Genomic DNA, 23,580 nt, shown 5'->3' on the forward strand with positions numbered 1-23,580 from the left:
TGTTTAGTCTTTTGGTTTCTTGCGTTTTCGGGCCGGGGCGGGGGGGTGGACGGCAGCGCCGCTGCGATATCTCCTGGGAGGCCCGGGCCCGGCAGCGACTGCGCCGGACTGCCGGATCTACCTCCCGCCCGCGTCCTGGTAGGCCTTCACGGCCGCGTCCAGTTCGTCCAGCGCCCGGCCGAAGTCCTCGAAGTTACCGGTGCGCATCGCGGTGCGCACCGCATCGATCTTGCGGCTCAGCTCCGCCGCCGCGGCGTCCTGGGCGGCCGAACCGGTGCCGGTGGGCGGTGGCGTGCCGTTTCCGGGAGTCGAAGCGCCCTGATCCTGCGAATCATTGCCCTGTGGCTGCGGTGGCGCCGTACCCGGGCTGGGACGGGTCGCCGGATCACCGCCGGGCGGTGTGGCAAGAGCCCCGGCGCCGGGTAGCACCTGGTTCAACGCGTCGGCCAGCGTCGACGCGTAGCCGACCTTCACGCTGCCGGCCTGATCGCGGTAGCTCACCAGCACCCGCAGCAGCTGCGGGAACGTCGCCGTGTTCTGCCCGGTATTGCGCTCGTTGTAGAACGGCTCCACATAGAGGATGCCGCCGTCGGCCACCGGCAGGGTGAGCAGATTGCCGTATCTGATCTTGTTCGAGTTGGACAGCAGCGTCTTCTCCTGCGAGACCTGCGGCGCCGTCGTCATCGTGTTCTGCGTCTGCTGCGGCCCCTGGGTCTGAGTGTCGGTCGGGAGCTGCAGAATGCGGAACTTGCCGTAACCGTCGGGGTCGGACCGCACCGATATATAGGAGGACAGGAACTGCCGGTTGTACCCGACCATGGCACTGGTCAGGTTGAACGCCGGCTTACCGGTATCCGGATCGCCCAGCAGCACGTAGTACGGCGGCTGACTGGCCGAAACACCCTCCACCGTCGGATCCGCCGGCACCGACCAGAACGCGTTGTTGGTGAAGAACTCGCGCGGATCGTCCACGTGGTACTTCGTCAGCATCTCGCGCTGCACCTTGAACAGATCCTCCGGATACCGGAAATGCTCACGCAGGTCGGGGCTGATCTCGTTCTCCGGGATCACGGCATTCGGGAACACTCCCCGCCATGCCTGCAACACCGGATCGCTGGGGTCGGTCTCGTACAGTTTCACGCTGCCGTCGTAGGCGTCGACCGTGGCCTTGACCGAGTTACGGATGTAGCTGACCTCTTTACGCGGCAGCAGCCGGCCGGTGCGCTGATCGACGCTGTCCTCGATGGCGCCTTCGAGCGAGGTCGTCTGGGCGTAGGGGTAGTTGTCGAGCGTGGTGTAGGCGTCCACGATCCAGACGATGCGCCCGTCCACGACCGCCGGATAGGAGTTGCCGTCCGGGGTCAGCCACGGCGCGACCTTCTGCACCCGGTCGCGCGGCGAGCGGTTGTAGAGGATCTTGGAATCGCCGCTGATCGCCGACGAGAACAGAATGTTGCGTTCGGCGTACTTGGCCGCGAACGCGAGCCGGTTGAACCAGTTCCCGATCGGCACGCCACCGGCGCCGTCATAGGTGAAACGAGCCTGGTCGGTGTCGTACTCACGGGGCGTCTGACCGGCCTCGGTACCGACGATGGCGTAATCGGGATCCGACTGCGAGATGAGCTCACCGTAATAGATGCGCGGCTGATCGACCTGGATCCGCTGCTGATCCTTCGGCGTGAACAGATCACTGACCAGGAAGATCGGATAACCCGAATCGCTGCTACCACCCGCCGCGTTCGGATCCTCGGACTGCGGCCGGTTGACCCGGTTGGCGGGGGCCGCGACGAACCCGTTGCCGTGCGTATAGACGGTGTGCTTGTTGATCCAGTCCGTCTGGTTACCGCTCAGGGTGGCCGGGGACAGTTCGCGCGCGGCCACGATGTAGTCCTGGACCTGGCCGTTGAGCGAATACCGGTCGATATCGAGCGCTTCGGGGAAACCGTAGAAGTTCTTCAGCTGCCGCAGCTGGGTGAACGTCGGGGACAGGATGTTGGGATCGAGCAGCCGGGCGTTGGCGATGGTGGCATGGTCCACCGGCACGTTCACCGGATTCTTGCTGCTCTCGCCCTTGTAATCGATGTATTCGATCTTGTCGTCGGTGATCCCGTAGGCCTGGCGGGTCGCATCGATGTTCCGCTCGATGTACTCGCTCTCCTTCTCCGCGGCGTTCGGCCGCACCGAGAACTGCTCCACCATGAGCGGCCACACCGCGCCCACCAGCACCGAGGACAGCACCAGCAGAGCCGCCGCCATGGCCGGCACCCGAAGATCGCGCAGGACGATACCGGCGAAGAAGGCCAGCGCGCAGATGACCGCGATGGACAAGAGAATCAGCTTGGCCGGCAGCACCGCGTTGATATCGGTGAACGAACCACCGTTGAAGGTGGGTTCCTTCCGGTTGCTCATCAACAGCTGATACCGGTCGAACCAGTACGCGACGGCCTTCAGCAAAACGAACAAGCCGGCCAGCACCGCCAACTGGATGCGCGCCGGATTGGTGAGCACACCCTCCCGGCCGGTCAGCCGCAGCCCGCCGAAGATGTAGTGCGTCACCAGATTCGCGAAGAACGCGACGACGATCGCGACGAACAACCAGTTCAGCACCATCCGGTAGAACGGCAGATCGAAAGCGTAGAAACCCACATCCAGACCGAACTGCGGATCCGTGCGACCGAACGAACCGCCGTGCAGGAACAACTGCACGGTGACCCAGTTCGACTGGGCGACCAGCCCGGACAGGATGCCCAGCAGAGCCGGGATACCGAGCCCGAACAATTTCAGCTTGCCGAGCACTGTGGTCCGATACCGGGCGATCGGATCACCGGCACCCGAAGTCGGTACGAATACCGGCCGGGACCGGTAGGCCAGCAACAGGGCGAGCCAGACGATCGACCCGACCACGAGCGCGACCACCGCGAAAACCGCGACCCTGGTCAGCAGCACGGTCAGGTATACGCCGCGGAAATCGACCTCCCCGAACCACAGCCAGTTCGTATAGGTATCGATGAGCCGGGGCCCTACCAACAGCAGTGCGGCCAGCACCACCGCCGCCACCAGCAGCAGACGGCTGCGCCGGGACAGCGACGGTAAACCGGCGGGGGGGCGCATGCCCACGATGCCACTCTCCAGGGTCCGGCGGCGAGCGAACCGGTAACGCCACCGGCCGCCGCGCCGCAGTCCGAATTGTTGCGGTCGGGCCCTGTACGGACCCTCTGCGCCCACTTTACGGAAAACGGACATCTTCGCGACCGCAGGGTTCGGGCGGTGTCGCGACGGCGGATGCGAGGATGGTCCGGTGAGCGCCGATCTGCATGCCGAAATCGTCCTGGCCCGTTCCGTCCACGAGGTCGCGGAGTTCGTGGACGCCGAGGGCTGGGAAAGATCACCGCAGATGTTCGCGCTGGTCCGCACCGCGGATCTGGTGGCGGCCGAACCCGCGCTCATCGATCAGGTCGACGCCGCTGACGAACTCACACCGATCGCGCAGGACCCCCTGCCCGACCATGTAGCCGGCGGATCGATGGCACTCGACGAATTCCTCGCCACCACCAGCTGGCCACCCGCCGTGGCGGGCTGTGTGCTGGTACAGGAGATCGTGGTGCTCCCACCGGACGCCGAGAACGACCTCGACGAGGCACTCACCCCGTTGCTGGCCGACGCGGACGCCGCCGACGCGGCCGGCCGGGCCGCCGCCCACGCGCATCCGGGACGGCGCGAGGCGCGCCTCTTCGCGGCGGTACTCCGGTCGGGAAACAGCCTGTGCCTGTTGCAGTTACGACCCGAAGACGACGAAGACCCCGACGCCGACCTGGATCTGCGCACCTACCCGAACCTCGCCCCGAACCTGGTCGAAGCACTACAGCACACGTTCGAGGACACCGGCGAATAGAGCTGTGTCTTATTTGCCCCGCCTTCGGCGGGGCGGGCGGGGCCCTATTGACCCCGGTTCTTCACTCCGCCACTCAGTCGCTGCGCTCCCTCGCTCTGTCGCTCCAGAACCGGGGCGGGCCCCGCCTTTGCAGTGGGCTCCGCCTCCGGCGTCGTTGGCCGAGACCCCCGTGATCCTGAACCTTCACTCCAACGACCGATCGCATCGCTCCCACCCGCCGCCGCTCCACAACCGGGACAGGCCCCACCTTTGCAGTGGGCTTCCTCCGACGTCAGGCCAGGCCGGGCCCTGACAACCTGGTCACTCACCCCAGCGACCGGTCGCTACGCTCTGTCCCTTCAGAACCGGGGCGGGCCCGACCATGGATGGCGAATATCCGGAGAACGACGGTGGGTGGTCCGGGGTCGAGAGGTCAGCTGCAGCTGGGGGCAGACTGGCCCGCGGACAGATCTTCCAGTGCCTGCACCGCGCCGGCCAGGGTCTCCACCCGCACCAGCCGGAGACCGTCGGGGATCCGCTGGCTCGCCTCGTTGCAGTTACCCGCCGGAACGAGGAACGTCTCCGCGCCCGCCTCCCGGGCGGCCATCATCTTGTACTGGATGCCGCCGATCGCACCGACCTTGCCGTTCTCGTCGATACTCCCGGTCCCCGCCACGAAGGAACCGCCGTCCAGATCCCCCGGACTCAATTTCTCCACCAGCGCGAGACTGAACATCAGCCCGGCCGACGGGCCCCCGATATCGGCCAGGTTGAAATCGATCTGCATGGGCGGTGCCGCCGACTCGGTCGGTGTCAGCCCGAGAAAACCCTTGGCCGCGTCGTCGGGCCGCGCACCGAGCGTGATGTTCGCGGTCTGCTCGGCGCCGTCCCGCCGATACACCACAGGCAGGATCGTCCCGGGAGCCCGGCTCGACACCTCGGTGACCACGTCCTGGGTGGTCGCCACCGGCTTACCGTTGACGCTCACGATCTGATCACCGGCCCGCAGCACATCATGGGCGGGACCTTCCGCGGAGACCTCGTGCACGAGTACCGCGGTCGGCAGATTCAGCTGATGCATGGCGGCGACCTCGGCATTACTCTCCGAAGTCGCGAAATCCTGCTCGTTGGACTCGTCGACTTCCTCCCGCGACACCCCGGGCGGGTACACCTCGGCACGCGGCACGATCCCGTGCCGGCCACTGACCCAGAAACCGAGCGCCTCGAATATCGTCAAGCCGTCCCGGACCGCGACCGTGGTCATGTTCAGCTGCCCGTTGGTCCGGTCGACCTCCGCGCCCGACACCTGCACGACCTGCAGACCGTCCACCTCACCCAAGGTGTCGAACGTGGGTCCGGGACCCAGCGCGACGAACGGCACGGTGTACACACTGCCCACCACACCGAACAGCAGGACCGGGAACAGGGCGACCAGGAGCGTGATGAGCCGACGATTCACCCGGTCAACACTAGCCATCCACACCCGCACAATGCGGGACAGGCACGCGAGCGCGATCCGGGAGATCGGCCACTCTCCTGCCCCACACGAGACGGACGGACTCAGCCCTGACGCGCGAGCGCCTGCTTCACCTCGGCCAACGACGGATTGGTAGCAGTCGAACCGTCCGCGAACTTCAACGTCGGCACCACATGGTTACCGTTGTTCACGCTACCCACGAACTCCGCCGAAGCCGGATCCTGCTCGATATCGACCTCCACATAGCTGATCCCCGCCTCTTTCAGCTGGGTCTTCAACCGGCGGCAGTAGCCGCACCAGGTGGTCGAATACATGGTCAGATCCGGAGTCACATCAGTCACGCACAGACCAACACGCACGGGGCTGTGTTTATTGCCCCGCCTTCGGCGGGGCGGGCGGGGCCCTATTAACCCCGGTTCTTCACTCCGGCGCTCAGTCGCTGCGCTCCTTCGCTCTGTCGCTGCAGAACCGGGGCGGGCCCCGCCTCTGTGGTGGGCCTTGCCTTCGGCGTCGGGTCGGGTCCGGCGCTATTGGCTCGGGGTCGCGATTTCGGCCACGGCGGCGGGCGTAGGAGGAATCGACTGTCGGCTCACACCTGTAACCGCGCGAACGTCTCCTCCCTGACGACGTCCCTCTATCGGCATTCCCCGAGGTATTGCGCAGCCTGAACCCCGCCCCACCATCCGGCCCCTGACCCGCCGCACCATCCCCACCCGACCCGCCCGAGCCGAGCCGAACAACCACCCCACCGTCCCAAGCTCGAACAAACGCCCACCATCCCGAACGCGAACAACCCCACGGTCCCAAGCCCGAACAACCGCCCCCGCCCGTGCCGAGTTTTACGAGGCCCACAAAGGTCGAGGCCCGTCCCGTCGTTCAGCCCTCGAAAGCGCATGAGCCGAAGGCTCGAGTCTCGAGGGCTGAACGACGGGACCGAGGGGGCCTCGACCCCGCGGCGCCGCAGGCGCCGCAAAAAGACACAGCAATACACTGCTGCGGTGGGCGCAGTCGATCTCTCGGAGCTGGATCCGGAACAGGCCGCCGCCGTCCGCGCGCCGCGGGGGCCGGTCTGCGTACTGGCCGGGGCCGGTACCGGGAAGACCCGCACCATCACCTATCGCATCGCGCATCTGGTGGCGGCGGGGCAGGTGCGGGCGGATCAGGTATTGGCCGTCACTTTCACCGCGCGGGCAGCCGGGGAACTCCGCGGGCGGCTGCGGTCGCTGGGGCTCGGCGATGCGGCGTCGACTGTGCAAGCGCGTACCTTCCACGCCGCTGCGCTGCGGCAACTGCGGTATTTCTGGCCGCAGGTGGTCGGCGAGGTGCCGTGGCGAATGTTGGACAGCAAGTTCCCGGTGGTCGCGCAGGCCGCGAACCGGGTCGGTCTGGCTTCGGGTACCGAGAGCGTGAAGGATCTGCTGGGCGAGATCGAATGGGCCAAATCGTCGCTGGTGGCGCCCGAGGACTACCCGGCGGCGGCCGCGGCTCACCGGCGTGAAACGCCTTTCGCGCCCGCCCGGGTCGGGGAGGTCTACGCAGCCTATGAATCGGTGAAGACCACGCCGGAAGGTCTACTGCTGGATTTCGATGACCTGCTGCTGCACACCGCCGCCGCACTGGAGGACTATCCGTCGGTCGCCGATGAGTTCCGCGAACGCTATCGCTGTTTCGTCGTCGACGAGTACCAGGACGTCACGCCGCTACAGCAGCGGGTGCTCGATGCCTGGCTGGGCGACCGCGACGACCTCACCGTCGTCGGCGACGCCAACCAGACCATCTACTCCTTCACCGGCGCCGGACCCGGGCAGTTGCTGGACTTCTCCCGCCGGTTCCCGGACGCGACCGTGGTGCGATTGGAGCGTGACTACCGGTCGACTCCGCAGGTCGTCGATCTCGCCAACCGGGTGATCGGGATGGCCCAGGGCCGGATCGCGGGCACCCGGCTGCAGCTCGTGGGACAGCGTGCGGACGGGCCGGAACCGGAATTCGCCGAATACGAGGACCTCGGCACCGAGGCCACCGATGTGGCCCGGCGGATCGACGAGCTGCTGACGCAGGGCACATCCGCCGCCGAGATCGCGGTGCTCTACCGGATCAACGCGCAATCGGAAGCCTACGAGCAGGCGCTGACCGAACGCGGGATCACCTATCAGGTGCGCGGCGGCGAAGGCTTCTTCCAGCGGCCGGAGGTACGTCAGGCCGTTCAGGAGCTCCGGCGGACCGCGGCTCGCGACGACCTGCCCGAGGCATCCACCTCCGGGAAGAAACTGATCAGCCTCGTGCGGGCGGCCCTGGCGCCGGTCGGTCTCACCGCGTCCGCACCGGCCGGTGCCCAGGCGCGCCAGCGGTGGGAGTCGCTGGTGGCGCTGGTCCGGCTGACCGAGGATCTCGTCGAGCACGAACCCGGCCTCACCGCGACCGGGCTGCTACGGGAACTCGCCGCGCGGGCCGAGGCCCGGCACCCACCGACCGTGCAGGGTGTGACGCTGGCCTCGCTCCACGCGGCCAAGGGTCTGGAATGGGATGCGGTGTTCCTGGTCGGGCTCAGCGACGGCACCCTGCCCATTTCCTACACTCTCAACGGCGACGGTTCGGTCGCCGATGTGGCAGCACTCGAGGAAGAACGCCGGCTGCTGTACGTGGGGGTGACCCGCGCCCGGACCCATCTCCGGTTGTCGTGGGCGCTCAGCCGCGGCGACGGCGATCGCCGGCCCCGGCGGCGTTCCCGGTTCCTCACCGGCCTGGTACCCGACAGCTCCCCGGCTTCCCGGATAGCAGCTCCGGTGCGGCCCGGGTCCGAGAAGAGCCGCCCCGTGTGCCGCATATGCGGTCGCGCGCTGCTCGATTCGGAGACCCTGCTGCTGCGCCGGTGCAAGAACTGTGTGGGACAACCGGATACGGAACTGCTCGGTGCCCTGCAGGACTGGCGGCGGGAGAAGGCTGCCGAACTGGCGGTCGATCCACGCGGGATCCTGGGCGTCAACACCTTGACCGCCATCGCCGAGCAGTTACCCGAGACCGAAGCCGCACTGGCCGCACTGGGTATCGGCGAGAGCAAGATGCGCAAATACGGGGCGGAAGTGCTGGCGATCATCCGATCCCGGCGCCGCTCGATCTCCCGCTGAGGGGCCTCCGGCGGAGAACTCGGCAAAACCGCAGGTAGAAAATAGGTTGTCGACTCCGGCGAGATTGCTTAAGGTGGAAATCGCGCTCGGGAGGGTACATCCACGCGCACAGCTGAAAAACAGTCCAGACAACGACCACGAGTACAGGAGGGAGGCAGTCAGATGAACGGCACAACGAATTACGGCTTCGTCGCCGTAACGCCGAATATGCGGTCGTCCGCTGCTGCTTCCCGGGGGTTCCTCGCTTTGCAGGGGACCGGCCTGTCCTGCCTCGATTTTGCCGGTGAGCAGGCGCGTATCCGCTATTCGCATCAGCCGAACATCGTCGAACCGCAGGACCAGTCCATCGCGAACTGGCACCCGGGGGCTGCATCGGCAGCCGTCGGCTCCTTCGCTATCGATCCCGCCGCAGCACCCGCAGTGGCAGGCAAGCGACCGGAAAGCCTTCGCAAAGGACACCCCGCGACCGTGAACAGGCGGCCCCACAGCCGACCAAGGTAGGGATCAACCCCACACCTCCTGGCCACGGGACGCAGATGCGGAACCGTGGCCAGAATTATTTTTCTGGCCTTCAGCCCACAAGGCATCGGTTCCGCAGAACGAACACCGAACCGCTGCACAACAAGCTGAAGGAGAACGACGTGGTCACCACCACCCAGAGCTGGCCGTCGGCCACCACTGATGTGGCGTGTAGCACCGTGGTAACCGATCCCGCGGACCAGCGGCTTCCCGCACTGCCCTGCCGCGCCGGAAACCCCGACCTGTGGTTCGCGGAGAGCCCGGGCCAGCTGGAAGAGGCCAAGGCGCTGTGCGCTTCCTGCCCGATCCGTAAGGGCTGCCTGACCGCGGCCATCGATCGGCGGGAGCCGTGGGGTGTCTGGGGCGGTGAGATCTTCGATCAGGGGGTCGTCATCGCTCGCAAGCGCCCGCGGGGCCGGCCGCGCAAGGTCGCCAGCTGTGTCTGACAGGGACTCTGTGACCCTCACGGGTACACACCGACACCGGAAACGAGCCGTTCATCGCATCGCCGATGAGCGGCTCGTTCGCTTGTGCGGGAGTATCGCCGACCGCGATACCGCGCGGGCCTTCCGCCGAGGCCGAACTGTCCGCGCCGGACGGCTTTTCAGGCCGTGTCGCGCTGCTCCCGGAAACCGGGCAGCCAGGCGGAGGCGAGCTGCATGAACGGGACCTCGGCATCGAGCTGGGCGCAGATACCGATCGACCCGCCGAGCACCCGGAAGATCATCACGTATTCGGCCGGCAGCATCATCGCCCGCGCGGTTTTCATCTCCGGGGAGGAGTAGTCGGTCGCTTTACCCGCTACGCGCTGCATCCACCGCCGGGTGAAATGGAACGATTCGGTGCGGATCGGGTCGGTGAACGGGCGCAGATATTCTTCGATCTCGGCTTCGGTGAGTGTCCGGCCCGGCAGTACCCAGCCGTTCGCGTGCAGGAGCTCGGTGAGGTCGCCGTACTGTTCGGCGACCGCCAAGGCGAGGATGCGGCCCAGCAACTCCGGGAAACCGCCCGGTAGCGGTGCGCAGGCACCGTAATCGATCACCGCGAGCTTGCCCTCCGGGGTGATCATGAAATTGCCCGGATGCGGATCGGCGTGCAGCAGGCCCGCCGTCTCCGGGGCGGAGAAATGGAATCGGCCCATCAGCCCGGCGACCCGGTTACGCAGCACGCGGGTGCCCTCCGGATCTGCCTGGCCGGCACTGATGATCGCGGAAACCGATGTGCCGTCGAGCCATTCGCTGACGATCACCTTCGGCGAGCTCGCGACGACCCGGGGCACCACGAATTCGGGATGTCCGTCATAGGCCTTGCTGAACGCCCGCTGGTTCGCGGCTTCGTTGCGATAGTCCAGTTCTTCTTCGGTGCGTTCGGTGATCTCGGCGAGCAGCGGTTTCACATCGGCGCCGGGGATGACCTTCGCGAACAGGCCGGTCATCCGGTTCAGGGTGCGTAGATCGGCACGCAACGCCTCGTCCGCGCCCGGGTACTGCACCTTCACCGCGACCGGGCGCCCGTCCGACCAGACCGCCTTGTGCACCTGGCCGATACTGGCCGACGCGGCGGGGGTGTCGTCGAACTCCTGGAAACGTTTACGCCAATCGGTGCCGAGTTGCTGATCGAGAACCCGGTGCACGGTGGCCGCGGGCATCGGGGGCGCAGCGGCCTGTAGTTTGGTGAGGGCCTCGCGATAGTGCTCGCCGAACTCCTCCGGAACGGCGGCCTCCATCACACTGAGAGCCTGGCCGAACTTCATCGCACCGCCCTTGAGCTCTCCCAGGACGGCGAACAGCTGTTCGGCCGCCTTCTGGTTCAGCTCGGTATTGATCTCCTTGCGATCACCACCCGCGAGCTTCTTCCCGAAACCGACCGCGGCGCGCCCCGCTACTCCCAGCGGAATCTTTGCCAACTTCGCATTGCGGGACATAGGCCGGCGCACGATCTCAGACACTCCCCCATCATGGCCGACAACCCTGACTGTCTGCCACGGAAAACCGAAGAGAATTGCCCTCGGCACCCGATGTGAATGTCATCACACACCGGCCGAAGTGGTGTTCCCCACACAACCACACCGAGGATGTGGCGCCCATCGGCGCCGGTCGAGGAACCGGGTGTCGAGATCGAGTTCGAGCGTTCCGTCCAGCGTTTCCGGCGGCCGGCCCGGTTCGCAGGCGATGATCGTCTCGAGTTCACCGAGTGCCAGTGCCGCCACCGCGGCGATACCGGCCGGACCGGCATGGCCGGTGCGTCCCAGCAGTTGCGCGGCCAGCCGCGGCCAATCCGGATCGTGGTCGGCTCTCGTCATATCCGCGCAGCGCAGGCAGCTGGTACGCCCGGGCTGCACAAACGGCCCGACGATCCCCTTACCGTCGCGTAGCCGGACCACCAGATGAGCGGTACGCGCCCGGGACAGATCGCGCACCACCCGTGGATCGGGGATCAGCGCGTCGGCCAGGACCACGAGATCGGCGGGCCGCGTCCGGCCGTCGATTCCTCCGCCGTGGTGGTCACGTGACCGCTGCGGACGGATCCCCAGGTTTCGCAGTCCCGCCGCGACGGCCTCGGTGAGCGGGCCGATGCCGTGCACCCGGATCGTGCGCACCCGGCCGGCGGGGCGAGGCGGATGGACCAGCAGCCCCGCGCTGTCGAGCACCGCGAGCAGAGCGGTGGCCTGCCCGGGTTCCACACCGAGCGACCGAGCCTGCCAGATGATCGCGGGCACACTGTTCAACCCATCGATCAACCGCAGGAAACCCAGCACCTGCTGGGTTTCCAGACCGGGGGTCGTACAGAGCACGGCGGTTTCCGGATCCCAGCCCAGCTGAACCTGTCCGGTGGATCGGACCAGGATCGGCACCCGGGGATGCAGGAGGGGGCCACGTGGCCGGAGCGTCGTCATACCTCGCAGTATGCGAGTGCCGTTGCGGCGCAACCGGTGCACCGGACCGGGTTGTCCACAGGTATACGGCCTGTGGACAACCCGTGATCACCCAGGTGAGAGGGCCTTTGCGAGGTGGTTTCCGGCCCTCACCGAAAATCGTGCGGAATCGGCGCGGAAACCCTCCCGCGCCGGCCCACGTTACTTCTTACCGGACTCCGGATCCTCCGGATCGGTATCGGGACCCGGCTCGTCGCTGTCGGTGCCCTCGGTGCCGCGGTCCCGCGCACCGGCGGCCGCCTCGCGTTCGGCGGCCTCGGTCGCGGCCAGCTGGGCCAGCGGATCGTCGAAAGCGCCCGCACCGCCACCGATCACCGAATCGATGAAACCCGCGGGCGCGTCGAGATCGCCGGCATCGGGAAGCAGATCGGGATGTGCCCAGACGCCGTCGCGCGCGGCGATACCGGCATCGTCGGTGAGCCGCTGCCACAGCGTCGCCGCCTCGCGCAGTTTGCGCGGACGCAGTTCCAGGCCCACCAGAGTGGCGAAGGTCTGCTCGGCGGGTCCGCCGGTGGCACGGCGACGGCGCAGGGTCTCGGCGAGCGCACCCGCGCCCGGCAGCCGATCGCCCACCGCGGCGGACACGACCACCTGCACCCAGCCCTCGATCAGGGCGAGCAGCGTTTCCAGCCGGTCCAGCGCCTGTTTCTGTTCGGGCGTGGTCTGCGGTTCGAAACTGCCCTGAGCGAGGATCTCCTCGAGCTTGGACGGATCGGTGAGCGCGGTCGGATCGAGATTGCGGGCCGCGTCCTCGAGCGCGGAGAAATCCATGGTGATCCCGCGCGCGTAGTCCTCGACCGCCCCCAGCACCTGCTGGCGCAGCCAGGGCACATGGACGAACAACCGCTGATGGGCGACCTCACGCGCGGCGAGGAACACCACGATCTCGCTCTCCGGCTGTTCGAGTCCTTCGCTGAACTCCGAGATGGCGGTGGGCAGCAGTGCGGCGGTACCGGCCGGGCCGAGCGGCAGGCCGATATCGGTGCCGGTCAGCACCTCCTTGGCCAGCTGGCCCAGGGCCTGGCCGAGCTGGGAACCGAAGGCCAGCCCGCCCATCTGACCGAGCATGCCCATCATGGGCCCGGCCATATCGCGGGCCTCCTCGGGCAGCCCCGCGGTCCACATACCGGAGATCTGCTGGGCCACCGGATCACACAACCGCTGCCAGGTGGGCAGGGTTTTCTCGATCCAGTCGTTCGCGGTCCAGGCGACGGTGCTCGTCGCGCCGGCCGGGAAAGTCGTCGCATCGTCGAGCCACAGTTCGGCGAGGTGCGTGGCATCGGCGACGGCGGCGGCGGTACCGCTGGACACCGGCGGAACGGTTTTGCCGAGCTGCTGACGGGCCAATCGCTTGGCGACGTCGTAGTTCACCGGGCCACTGCCACCGCCGGTCATGCCCTGACCCATACCGCTGAGCATCTGCCCCAGCGAGGAGAGCATCTGGCCCAGCGACGCCGGATCGAACCCGGCACCACCGGCGCCGAAACCGAAGGGATCGTTACCGCCGCCGCCCGGTTTGTCGCCGCGGCCGCGATCGTCGTCGTCGCCTTGGGAGAATCCGAACGGGAGATCACTCATACCGCCTCACCCGCCGGCATGACGTCCGGGTGCTGTCCGGGGAGCGCGCGCGAACCGTGGCCGGCCGGCGCTTCGTGAAGCTGCATGTCGTCCATAGTAGGCGCGACGAACCGGCCGGTCCGCCCTGCCGGACGGTCTTCGCGCAGGGTGAACATCGCGGCACGCCGGTGCGCGGGCGGCACGCCGCCGGGTCATCGGCCCGCGGCCACCCAGGATTCGACGATCGTCCGGGCGATCGAAATCGAACCGGGCAACAGCAGCCGGGCACCGGTCGCGGGCGCGGGCGCGCCTTCCTCCGGCCGGGCCCGCCAACCGCCCGCCGCCAGGGCGGTCCGCACTTCGTCACGCGTGAACCAGTGCGCTTCGGCGATCTCGCCGTCGGAGAAGACCAGCGGCTGGTCCGGATCGGCCTGCGCGGAGAAACCGAGCATCAGTGACCGCGGGAAGGGCCAGGGCTGGCTGCCGAGGTATTCGATATCGCCGACATCGAGCCCGACCTCCTCCCGCATCTCCCGTTCCACACACCGCTCCAACGACTCACCGGCCTCCACGAAACCGGCCAGCAGCGAGAACATCGTGTCCGGCCAACTCGCCTGCCGGCCGAGCAGCACCCGGTCGGCCCCGTCGTGGATGAGGCAGATCACGGCCGGATCGGTACGGGGGAAATCCTCGCGACCGTCCTCGGCGACCCGGGACCAGCCGCCCTTGGCCGGGACGGTCGGCGTGCCGTCGATCCCGTGGAAGGCCGCCCCGGCGTGCCAATTGATCAACGCCAGCGCCGTCGACATCACTCCGGCGGTGAAATCGTCGATCGAGGCGTCGGCGAGCTGGCGCAGATCCCGGAGGGCCCCGGTGAGCGAGGCGTCGGCAACTGCCCACAGGTGGACGCCGTCGTCGACGCCGAGAAACACTGCCTCGGGAGTGGGCTCGGCCGACAGTTCCAGGGCGGAATCCCAGACCAGCGCACCCGACTCGAACCGCACCGCGCCGCGCCGCCCGATCCGGAGCAGCCGGGCCGTGGCCCAGCCCTCCTTCAGCGCCTGTTCATCGGTGCGCAGATGGTCGGCACGGTCGAGTGTCGAGCGGGACAGCAGGGGAATCTGGTTGAGCTGGAATACGGCCACATTCCGAGCGTATCGCGACCCGGTAACGGCCGCGGCGGGTCAGCGGGCGCGACGGATATAGAGCAGTTTGTCGCCCGACTCCAGAGCGTCGACCGCCGGTTCGCCGACACGGACCAGTTCACCCGCCCGGACGACGCCGAGCACGATATCGCTGAGATGACGGGGTGAACCGCCGACCTCACCGGGTTCGACCTCACGTTCGGCGACGGCGAAACCGTGCTCGGGGGTCAGCAGATCCTCCATCATCTCCACCACGCTGGGCGTCGTGGTGGCGATCCCGAGCAGGCGGCCCGTGGTCTCCGAGGAGACGACCACCGAATCGGCGCCGGACTGCCGCAGCAGATGGGTGTTCTCCGATTCGCGGATGGATGCGACGATCTTGGCTTTCTTGGTGAGTTCCCGGGCGGTGAGAGTGACCAGGACGGCGGTGTCGTCGCGATTGGTGGCCACGATGACCGAGGCCGCGTTCTGGACACCCGCCAGGCGCAGCACATCGGATTGGGTGGCCGAGCCGTGCACGGTGACCAGCCCGGCGGTCGAGGCCGCTTCCAGGCTCACCGCGTCGGTGTCGACGACGACGATATCGGCGGGTTGCACGCCGTCACCGAGCATGGCGTCGATAGCGGTACGGCCCTTGGTTCCGTACCCGACGACGACGGTGTGATTACGCACGGTGCGCCTCCAACGCTGGATCTTCAGGGCCTGGCGGGAACGTTCGGTGAGTACCGCCAGGGTGGTACCGACCAGGACGATGAGGAACAGCACTCGCAACGGGGTGATGACGAAGATGTTCACCAGGCGAGCCGACGGCGTGACCGGTGCGATATCGCCGTACCCGGTGGTCGACAGCGATACGGTCGCGTAGTAGAAGGCGTCCAGCAGGGTCACCGAATCATCGGCGCTGTCCCGGTAACCGTCACGGCCGACATAGACGACGATCGCCGCCGCGCACAGCAACCCGATCGCGAACAGCACCCGCCTGGTCAACGAGATCCAGGGGCTGCTCTGCGCCTCCGGGATACGGAGCAGGCCCACCAGCGCGAAATCCGGTGGCCCGGCCGCGCCCCGGGCCCGGCTCCCGATATCGGCGAACCGCGAAGTCACCGGCGACACCCCTCACCGGCCCGGCCGTCCCGCACACCGGTCACCCTCAGTCCCTCCGACACAGCTCGGGAGCCTACCTGCTCGGCCGCGGTCACGTCGGGCACGGCGTCGAGACAGGTCTCTATGGTGGGGCCATGGCAGATATCTCCCCGGTGGGCGCGCCGGATTCCGGTCGCACCCCGGCGCTTCGGCTGGCCGCGCTGCTCCTGGGCGCGGGCATCATGCATTTCCTGATCCCCAAACAATTCGATTCGACCATTCCCCCGCAGTTGCCCGGAAAGGCGCGCTCCTACACCTATTGGTCCGGGGTCGCCGAGATCGGCGTCGGCACCACCCTGTTGATCCCGCGGACCCGCCGACTCGGCGGCCGTTTGGCGGCGCTGCTGTTCATCGCCGTTTTCCCGGCGAATATCCAGCTCGCCGTGGATACGGTACGGAATCCGAAAGCGCCCGCGGCGCTCAAAGCAGTCTGGCTGCTCCGGTTGCCGATGCAGTGGCCGCTGATCTCCCGGGCCCTGGCAGTGGGGCGCCGCGCCCCACTGGACTGAGATCCCGGCACCGTAGGCGCCCGAGCCGGATCAACGGACCCGGCCCGGCTGTTCCCCGGACTCGTCCCCGCGCGTCGTTTCGGTGAGCAGCGCCACCAGCTCCGCCGGACCCGGTAACCGCTCCGGCGCGACGGTGCGACCGCTGCGCACATAGTGGAAGGCGGCGCCGATCCGCCCGAGCATGTGTTCTTCGGTTTCCCCGGTCCGCGCTGCCAGCAAGCGCGCCCACGCCAGCCGGTACACCGCCAGCTGCACCGCCACGGCGGCTTCGTCGGCCGGGCCGGGTTCGGCGCCGGTCTTCCAGTCGACAACGGTCCAGCCGCCGCCGGATTCGGCGAACACCGCGTCCATCCGGCCACGGATCACCACCCCCGCGATCGTGGTTTCGAACGGCACCTCGACCTCCACCGGCCGCCGCGCCGACCAGGGCGAGGACAGGAACGCATCCTGCATCCGGGCCAGTTCGGCATCGGCCGCCGCCCCCGCGTCGGCGGCGCCGGGCAGATCGTCGAGGCCGGGGAGCTGGTCGGCGGCGAACCAGCGCTGCACCCAGGCGTGGAAAGCGGTCCCGCGGCGAGCCAGCGGGTTGGGCGGATAGGGCAGCGGGCGGCGCAGCCGGGCAGCCAGCCGACCCGGGTCGGCGCGCATTTCGACCAGTGCCGTCGCCGGCAGCTGGGTGGGCAGTTCGACCTCCGCGGCGGCGGCCGCGCCGGCCCGGTACTCGGCCAGCAGCGCGTCCACATCGGCGATCCAGCCGTCGGGATCGGCTGCGGAGTCCGGCTCGTCCGCCCCGCCGGCGACTTCGGCCAGCGCCGCGTGCACGAGCGCGGCACCCGCCTCGATATCCGGGCGGCGATCGCCCAGCGGATCGCCGGGCCAGGCGGCGGTCACCGGGGTGGCGGCCAGCGGGTTCGGTTCGCCGGGCTCGGGTCCGGCAGCCCAGCAGGCGATCTCGACACCGCTGCCGGGCGCTTCGGCGGCTGTTTTCACCTCGAGCAGGAACTCCGAGGGCCCCTTGGGTTTGTCACCGGTTTCGGGCCAGTGATGGGCCGAGACCAACAGGACCCGTTCGGTCCTGGTGAGCGCCACATAGAACAGGCGGCGATCCTCGTCCAGCCGCCGCCCGGCCAGCGCCTCCTTGTGGGCGCCGAGGCCGCGCTGCAGTTCGGCCCGGTCGGTGACCTCGGACAGATCGAGCACCGGCACACCGTCCGGAGACTCTGCGGTGGCCCGGTCACCGCGCAGCGCCGTGGGCAGTTCGGCCAGGGCGCCCAGCCAGGTGTTCACCCCGCGGGTGGACGGGAACACATCGCGAATGACATGCGGTACCGCGACCACTTCCCACTCCAGGCCCTTGGCCGCGTGCACGGTGAGCACCTGGACTCGGTCCGGGGCCACCTCGACCTCGCCGGGTTCCAATCCGTTCTCCACCGATTCGGCGGCGGTGAGGAAAGCGAGCAGCCCGCCCAGGTTCGCCCCGCTGTCGCCCGCGTAGCCGGCGACCACCTCGGCGAAGGCATCCAAATGTTCGCGCCCGGCACCGGAACCCGCCGATGCGCGGCGCGCCTGGCTCTCGACCCCGACACCGATGGTGCGTTCCACATCGGCGACCAGCTCGGTCAGCGGTTGCGCGGCTCGTTCGCGCAGCAGCGCCAGTTCCCGGCCCAATGTGGTCACCCGGCGGTATCCGGCCGCCGAATAGCGATCGGCCGGACCGGGATCGGCGATCGCGTCGGCCAGGCCGGCCCGTTCGGCGGGCTCCGGGGCGACCTCGTGGAGCGCCGCCGCCAGGGTCGCGGAATCGGTGATCTCGGCGCCGGGATCACGACTGATCGACAGCTCGCGGGCCCGCCGCGCCAGCGCGGCCAGATCGGCGCTGCCCAGGCGCCAGCGGGCACCGGTGAGGATCCGGACAGCGGCACTGCCCGCGGCCGGATCGGCGATGAGGCGCAGAGTGGCGACGATATCGGCGACCTCCGGCGTCGACAGCAACCCGCCCAGGCCGACAATCTCGACGGGCAACCCCTGTGCCCGCAGCGCCTCGGCCAGTTCGGCGGCATCGGCATTGCGGCGGATCAGGACCGCAGATGTGGGTGGCGGCCGCTCGGCGGCGCGAGCCGCCGCCCATTCGGCCGCGATCCGCTCGGCGATCCAGTGGCGTTCGCCGGCGACGGTATCGGTGAGCGCGAGTGCGACGACACCCGGCTGCGCACCCGGTTTCGCACGCAACGCGTCCACGGTGACCCCGCCGCCGGTGCGGGCCGCCGCGCGCAGCGGTTCCACGACCATATTCGCCAGGTCGAGAGCTTCGGGCGGGTTGCGCCAGCTGGTGAGCAGCGGCAGCACCGGCGCCGGAACATCCGGTGCGACCGGGAAATCGGTGGTGAAGCGCGGCAGGTTGGCGGCCGAGGCACCGCGCCAGCCGTAGATGGACTGCATGGGATCACCGACCGCCGTGACCGCGAGCCGGGGCGCCCGGGGTCCGCGGGAACGCGGCCCGCCGGACCGTACCGGATAGCCGGCACCGAACAACGCCGACAGCAGGATGCGCTGCGCGTGACCGGTGTCCTGGTACTCGTCCAGCAGCACCAGCCGGAACCGGGCACGTTCGGCTGTCGCCACCTCGGGATGCTCGGCGGCCAGCCGCGCCGCCAGTGACATCTGGGCACCGAAATCCAGGGCGCCGCGCTGGTGCAGTGTCTCCCGCAACTGCCGGACCAGTGGGAGCAGCGCGACCCGTTCCCGCTGTGCGCGCAGGATCGAGAGCAGCTCTTTGTTCGGGCCGCCGCGCTGCCGTGGACCGGGCGGCAGGGTGTGCACGAGCTTCTCGAGTTCGGTGTGCGCCTCGGCGAGATCCTCGGGTTCCACCAGATGCTCGGCCAGCTGACCGGACAGCGCCAGCACCGCCTCGGTGACCGTCAGTGGCGAGCGGTCGGTGTCGAGATCGCCGTCCCAGCCGCGCACGACCTGATGGGCGAGCTGCCACAGCTGGGTTTCGGTGAGCAGCGCGGCCGACGGTTCCACCGGAAGCAGCAGACCGTGCTCGCTCAGCAGCCGGCCGGCATAGGAGTGGTAGGTGCTGATCTCCGGTTCCGCACCCGCCAGGGTGGCGCGCAGGTCGCCCGCGGGATCGAGATCGCGCAGCAACCGGGACCCCGCCAGCCTGGCCAGCCGGGTGCGTATCCGCGCGGTGAGCTGCTGCGCGGCCTTACGGGTGAAGGTCAGCCCGAGCACCTCCTCGGGCGTGACCAGCCGGTTGGCCACCATCCAGACCACGCGGGCCGCCATGGTCTCGGTTTTCCCGGCGCCGGCCCCGGCCACCACCAGGGCCGGCCCGGGGGGCGCGGCGATCACCGCGGCCTGTTCCGCGGTCGGTGGCGGGAGTCCGAGCGCGTCGGCCAACTGCCCCGGTGAGACCCGGGCGCTCACTCCTCGGTCACCTGACGCCCGGCGTCCTGCACCGGGCAGCTGTTCTTCACGGCGCAGTGCCGGCAGCCCTCGTTGCGGATCGCCAGGAACCCGGGACCCTCGGTGCTCGCGGCGGCGGCGCGGATGGTCCCGCGCCAGGTGTCCAGCGCTTCGGCGTCCAGCGCCGGCTGGACCCGTTCCTTCGCGACCCCGTCGGCGGCCGGCAACCCGACGTACACCAACCGGGCCCCGCCGGGTTCGGGTTCGCCGGTGGTGTCTTCCGCCAGCGCACCCGCGGCCGCCGCGACCTGGTAGGTCGCCAGCTGCGCGTGCGCAGCCGCGTCGGCCTCGCTCACCGGGTTCTTGCCCGTTTTCACATCGACGATCACGAACCGGCCCTCGGCGTCGCGCTCCAGCCGGTCGATCCGGCCCCGGATCCGGACCTCCGGGGTGTCGTCGCCCGGCGCGGGCAGGACACAGTCGACCGGTACCTCGATACCGGCCTGGGTGAGTTCGCCGCGAGTAGCGCGCACCCAGGCGACGAAGGCGTCCAGCATGGCCTCGGTGCGGCGCAGTTCCTGCCGTGAGTACCAGCTGACCTCCGGGTCGATATCGGTCCAGCTCTCGGCGAGTTCGGCGCGGACCTGTTCGAGCGGGACCCGGCCCGCCAGCGCCTGGACCAGGGTGTGCACCAGAGTTCCCTTGACGGCGTACGGGTTTTCACCGTCGGATCCACCATTGCGTTCCAGTGCCCAGCGCAGCGGGCAGGTCCGCAGCAGTTCGACGGTCGACGGGGACAATGCGATCGGCGCGTCGTCGTCCCACAGGGTCTCGGTGGAACTGAGTGCCGGTACGCCGTACCAGTCGTCGGGCGCGGTACCGGGGATCCCGGCCAAGGCGAGACGGGCCAGTTGCCGGGCGGCGCGGGCACGGCGTTCGTCGCCGGCGTCCGGATCGCAGACCGCGGCGCGTAGCTCGGCGATCAGCGCGTGCAGGGCGAGCACCCGGCCGGGTTCGGCGATCGGGAGCGCACCGGGTTCACCGCCGGTATCACCGCCGAGCACTTCGGCCAGGAACCGGGAGGGGACCAGATCACGGTCACCGGTCACCGATTCCACCGCGGTCACCAGCAGCGATCGCCGCGCCCGGCTGCATGCCACGAACAGCAGACGACGCTCCTCCGCCAGGATCGGCGCGGCACGACTGACTCGTTCGGTGATCCCGGCGATATCGTCCACCAGATCCTCGGTGTGCAGCAGGGTGCCCCGGGGGCGGGGGTCCGGCCAGATCCCCTCCTGCACCCCGGCGACCGCGACGACCTCCCATTCCCGCCCGGCCGCCGCGTGGGCGCTCAGCAGGTCCACTGCTTCCTCACGGTGCGTTCGCACGGCCCGGTCCTGCGGTATCTGCTGCTGGAGCAGATATTCGACGAAACCTTCGATGGTCGCGCCCGGTAACCGGTCGGTGTAGGCGGCCGCCGCGTCGAACAGCGCGACGGCGGCATCGAGATCGCGGTCGGCCTGCATACCGGCCGCTCCCCCGCGTTCGGATTGCGCCAGCCAGCGTCGCTCGAGCCGCGACCCGGTCCACAGGGCCCACAGCACATCTTCGAGTCCACCACCGTCGCGCCGGACCCGGCGCGCCCGGTCCAGCGCGCGCGCCGCCCGGTTCAGCGGCGCGAGTTCGACCTCGGTGAGACCGGCCACGATCCGGTCGTCTCCGGCGCCCAGCAGGAGGTCCCGTAGCACCTCCACCGACGGCCGGCCGGGGGTGGCCGAAGCGCGGGATGCCGGATTCCGGGAATCGCGGAGGCCGGTGGCCCGGGCGGATTCGGGGGTCACCGGGATTTCCGGCCCGTCCGGGGCATCGGCGCTATCGCTCTCGGCCGGGTGCGGCTCGGGCGGGAACTCCTCGTCCTCGGCCGGCGGCTCGGGTGGGAGGCCCTCCCACGGATCGGTGGAGTAGTACTCGTCGAGCCCGTACCAGTCCGCGTCGGCGGCATGACGAGTGATATCGGCGAAGGGATCGCGGGGCGGAAAGTCGTCGGCGGAACCACCGGCGAACTCGGGATCGGCGAATTCGGGATCGGGGACGGGTGGCTCGTCGACCGGTTCGACCGGGAGACCGGCGGCGGGGTCCGGACCGGTACGGCCGAGTTCCACCGTGGTGCGGCGGATCCCACGGCGCAACCGGCGCAGGCTGATCGCATCGGCCCCGCCGAGCGGGCCGGCCAGCAACTCGAGCGCGTCGTCGGGACCGAAGAGCGATTCGGTGGACCCGCCACCGCGTGGTGTGCCCTCCCCCGCGAGCACCGCCCGCAGCGCCAGCAGCAGCCACGCGGCGCCGCGGCGGCGGGCCAGCGGCAGATCGTTCGCGGGCGCCGCGATCGGGACCCCGGCCGCCAGCAGGGCCCGGCGCAGCGGCGGCAGCAGCAGCGGTACCGAACGCACGACGACCGCCATCTCCGACCAGGGCACGCCCTCGGTGAGATGCGCGCGGCGCAGATGGTCGGCGATCAGCGAGGCTTCCTTGGCCGGACTGCCCAGTACCCGGACCCGGACCTCCGCCGGGGTGGGTTCGCCGGAGTCCGGGGGAAGCTCACCCCGTTCCTCGGGCCCGAGATCGGCCCGGGTGACCCGATGCGCGGCGGCACCCGGCAGCCGGGACGCGATCCGGGCGGCGGCGGTGTTGATCGCCGGACCGGATCGGTGGTTGTCGTAGAGGACGATGCGCCGCGCGGGCGGCACCTCGAGTTCGGTGAGGAAGCGCGAATCCGCGCCACGGAAGGTGTAGACCGCCTGGTCTGGATCACCGGCGACGACCGTGGTTCCCGCCCCCTCGGCCAGCACCCGCACCAGCAGCGCCGCCTGCGGATCCAGATGCTGGGCGTCGTCGACGAGCAGACAGCGCAACCGGGCCCGTTCGGCGGCCAGGAGTTCGGCGTCACCGGCCAGCGCGTCCAGGGCCGCACCGACCAGTTCGGCGGCGTTCAGGGCGGGCGCCGATGCCTCCGGTGCGGCCACCCCGACCGACCAGCGCAACAGCATCGCCTGTTCATAGCGCAGGGCGAAACCACCGGCAGCCACCCAGTCCGGCCGGTCGCGTCGCCGGCCGAGTTCGATCAGATCCTCCGGGCCCAGTCCGCGTTCGGTGGCGCGCAACATGAGATCGCGGAGTTCGTCGGCGAAACCGGTCAGGCCCAGCGCAGGTTGCAGTCGCCGCGGCCACAGATCGTCGGCGCAGGCAGCGATATCGGCGAGATCACCGCGCAGCATCTCACGCAGCACCGCGTCCTGTTCGGCGCCGGTGAGCAGCCGCGGCGGCGGATTACCGTGCCGCGCGGCCTGCCGGCGCAGGATCCCGAACGCGTAGGAGTGGACGGTGCGGGCCAGCGGTTCCCGGGTGGCACCCGAGAAACCGGGTGCGCTCGCCGCGGCCGACCCCGGCACCGGAGCGGGCAGCACGAACAGCGGGTGGGCGCCGGACGCCGCACCGTCGGAGACCCCCGCCACGGCCGGCGCGCATACCGGCCAGTGGTCCAGCCGCTCGGTGAGCGCGTCCCGGGCCGCACCGGCCGCCTGTTTGGAGTGGGTGAGCAGCAGCACCGATTCCGGCTCCGCGCCGCCCGCGATCCGCGCGGCCGCCACATCGACCAGTAACGCCGTCTTGCCGGTACCGGGACCGCCGAGCACCCGCCACATCCGGCTCGCGCCCGGTTGCGTGCCGGTGACCGCCGTGGCGGTGCCGAACAGCGCGCCGAGATCGGCACCCCAGGTCCGAGCCCGGGGAGCCGCCGCTTTCCGGCGCACCAGCCGCACCGGCCTATCCGAACGCACCACGACGGCTATTGCAACAGACGGGGCCGACACCGCCGATACCACGTCGGACCCG

General features: G+C 69.3%; 15 protein-coding genes. 5 read left to right on the forward strand and 10 right to left on the reverse strand.

All coding sequences use genetic code 11. The annotated features are described in order from the left end of the window. Positions 1 to 117: 117 nt before the first annotated feature. The gene (locus ACWCPQ_RS31205) at positions 118 to 3,117 is read right to left on the reverse strand and encodes a UPF0182 family protein (RefSeq protein WP_449905570.1); all 3,000 of its coding nucleotides are present in this window, start codon (positions 3,115 to 3,117) and stop codon (positions 118 to 120) included. Positions 3,118 to 3,298: 181 nt separating this feature from the next. On the opposite strand from ACWCPQ_RS31205, the gene ACWCPQ_RS31210 reads away from it, so the two are divergent. Further along, entirely contained in the window at positions 3,299 to 3,892 is a 594-nt protein-coding gene (locus ACWCPQ_RS31210) for a PPA1309 family protein (RefSeq protein WP_449905572.1), read from the forward strand. A 412-nt stretch (positions 3,893 to 4,304) separates the two neighbouring features. On the opposite strand, the gene ACWCPQ_RS31215 is transcribed toward ACWCPQ_RS31210, so the two are convergent. Further along, positions 4,305 to 5,330, reverse strand: a complete 1,026-nt coding sequence (locus ACWCPQ_RS31215; protein WP_449905574.1) for a YlbL family protein — start codon at positions 5,328 to 5,330, stop codon at positions 4,305 to 4,307. 101 nt (positions 5,331 to 5,431) lie between these two features. Further along, positions 5,432 to 5,695, reverse strand: a complete 264-nt coding sequence (locus ACWCPQ_RS31220) for a mycoredoxin (RefSeq protein ID WP_449905612.1) — start codon at positions 5,693 to 5,695, stop codon at positions 5,432 to 5,434. 651 nt (positions 5,696 to 6,346) lie between these two features. On the opposite strand from ACWCPQ_RS31220, the gene ACWCPQ_RS31225 reads away from it, so the two are divergent. The 3 genes from ACWCPQ_RS31225 to ACWCPQ_RS31235 all read left to right on the forward strand — a co-directional run bounded on the left by ACWCPQ_RS31225 (position 6,347) and on the right by ACWCPQ_RS31235 (position 9,438). Then, a complete protein-coding gene (locus ACWCPQ_RS31225) occupies positions 6,347 to 8,473 on the forward strand; it encodes an ATP-dependent DNA helicase UvrD2 (protein ID WP_449905576.1) in 2,127 nt (708 codons plus the stop codon). 162 nt (positions 8,474 to 8,635) lie between these two features. Beyond that, entirely contained in the window at positions 8,636 to 8,974 is a 339-nt protein-coding gene (locus ACWCPQ_RS31230) for a hypothetical protein (protein WP_449905578.1), read from the forward strand. 182 nt (positions 8,975 to 9,156) lie between these two features. Further along, on the forward strand, positions 9,157 to 9,438 hold the full coding sequence (locus ACWCPQ_RS31235; RefSeq protein WP_449905614.1) for a WhiB family transcriptional regulator: 282 nt from the start codon (positions 9,157 to 9,159) through the stop codon (positions 9,436 to 9,438). A gap of 158 nt (positions 9,439 to 9,596) precedes the next feature. Here ACWCPQ_RS31235 and ACWCPQ_RS31240 read toward each other — a convergent pair whose 3' ends face one another. The 5 genes from ACWCPQ_RS31240 to ACWCPQ_RS31260 all read right to left on the reverse strand — a co-directional run bounded on the left by ACWCPQ_RS31240 (position 9,597) and on the right by ACWCPQ_RS31260 (position 15,733). Beyond that, the gene (locus ACWCPQ_RS31240; protein ID WP_449905616.1) at positions 9,597 to 10,916 is read right to left on the reverse strand and encodes an ABC1 kinase family protein; all 1,320 of its coding nucleotides are present in this window, start codon (positions 10,914 to 10,916) and stop codon (positions 9,597 to 9,599) included. A 105-nt stretch (positions 10,917 to 11,021) separates the two neighbouring features. Next, positions 11,022 to 11,888 (reverse strand): TOMM precursor leader peptide-binding protein, encoded by an 867-nt coding sequence (locus ACWCPQ_RS31245; protein ID WP_449905580.1) that lies wholly within the window; start codon positions 11,886 to 11,888, stop codon positions 11,022 to 11,024. A 180-nt stretch (positions 11,889 to 12,068) separates the two neighbouring features. Further along, positions 12,069 to 13,505 (reverse strand): zinc-dependent metalloprotease, encoded by a 1,437-nt coding sequence (locus tag ACWCPQ_RS31250; RefSeq protein ID WP_449905582.1) that lies wholly within the window; start codon positions 13,503 to 13,505, stop codon positions 12,069 to 12,071. A gap of 191 nt (positions 13,506 to 13,696) precedes the next feature. Continuing rightward, positions 13,697 to 14,629 carry an NAD(+) diphosphatase gene (gene nudC, locus ACWCPQ_RS31255; RefSeq protein WP_449905584.1) on the reverse strand — a complete coding sequence of 311 codons (933 nt, stop codon included), beginning with the start codon at positions 14,627 to 14,629 and terminating at the stop codon, positions 13,697 to 13,699. 39 nt (positions 14,630 to 14,668) lie between these two features. Beyond that, positions 14,669 to 15,733, reverse strand: a complete 1,065-nt coding sequence (locus tag ACWCPQ_RS31260) for a potassium channel family protein (protein WP_449905586.1) — start codon at positions 15,731 to 15,733, stop codon at positions 14,669 to 14,671. 134 nt (positions 15,734 to 15,867) lie between these two features. On the opposite strand from ACWCPQ_RS31260, the gene ACWCPQ_RS31265 reads away from it, so the two are divergent. Beyond that, positions 15,868 to 16,281, forward strand: coding sequence for a DoxX family protein (locus ACWCPQ_RS31265; protein ID WP_449905588.1), 414 nt, complete (start codon positions 15,868 to 15,870; stop codon positions 16,279 to 16,281). A gap of 30 nt (positions 16,282 to 16,311) precedes the next feature. Here ACWCPQ_RS31265 and ACWCPQ_RS31270 read toward each other — a convergent pair whose 3' ends face one another. Continuing rightward, positions 16,312 to 19,710: an ATP-dependent helicase gene (locus ACWCPQ_RS31270; RefSeq protein ID WP_449905590.1), complete on the reverse strand. Its 3,399-nt coding sequence runs from the start codon at positions 19,708 to 19,710 to the stop codon at positions 16,312 to 16,314. Next, positions 19,707 to 23,525: a PD-(D/E)XK nuclease family protein gene (locus ACWCPQ_RS31275; protein ID WP_449905618.1), complete on the reverse strand. Its 3,819-nt coding sequence runs from the start codon at positions 23,523 to 23,525 to the stop codon at positions 19,707 to 19,709. Before ACWCPQ_RS31275 ends, ACWCPQ_RS31270 begins: the two co-directional genes overlap by 4 nt. Positions 23,526 to 23,580: the final 55 nt, after the last annotated feature.

The sequence above is a fragment of the Nocardia sp. NPDC001965 genome, assembly GCF_053594175.1.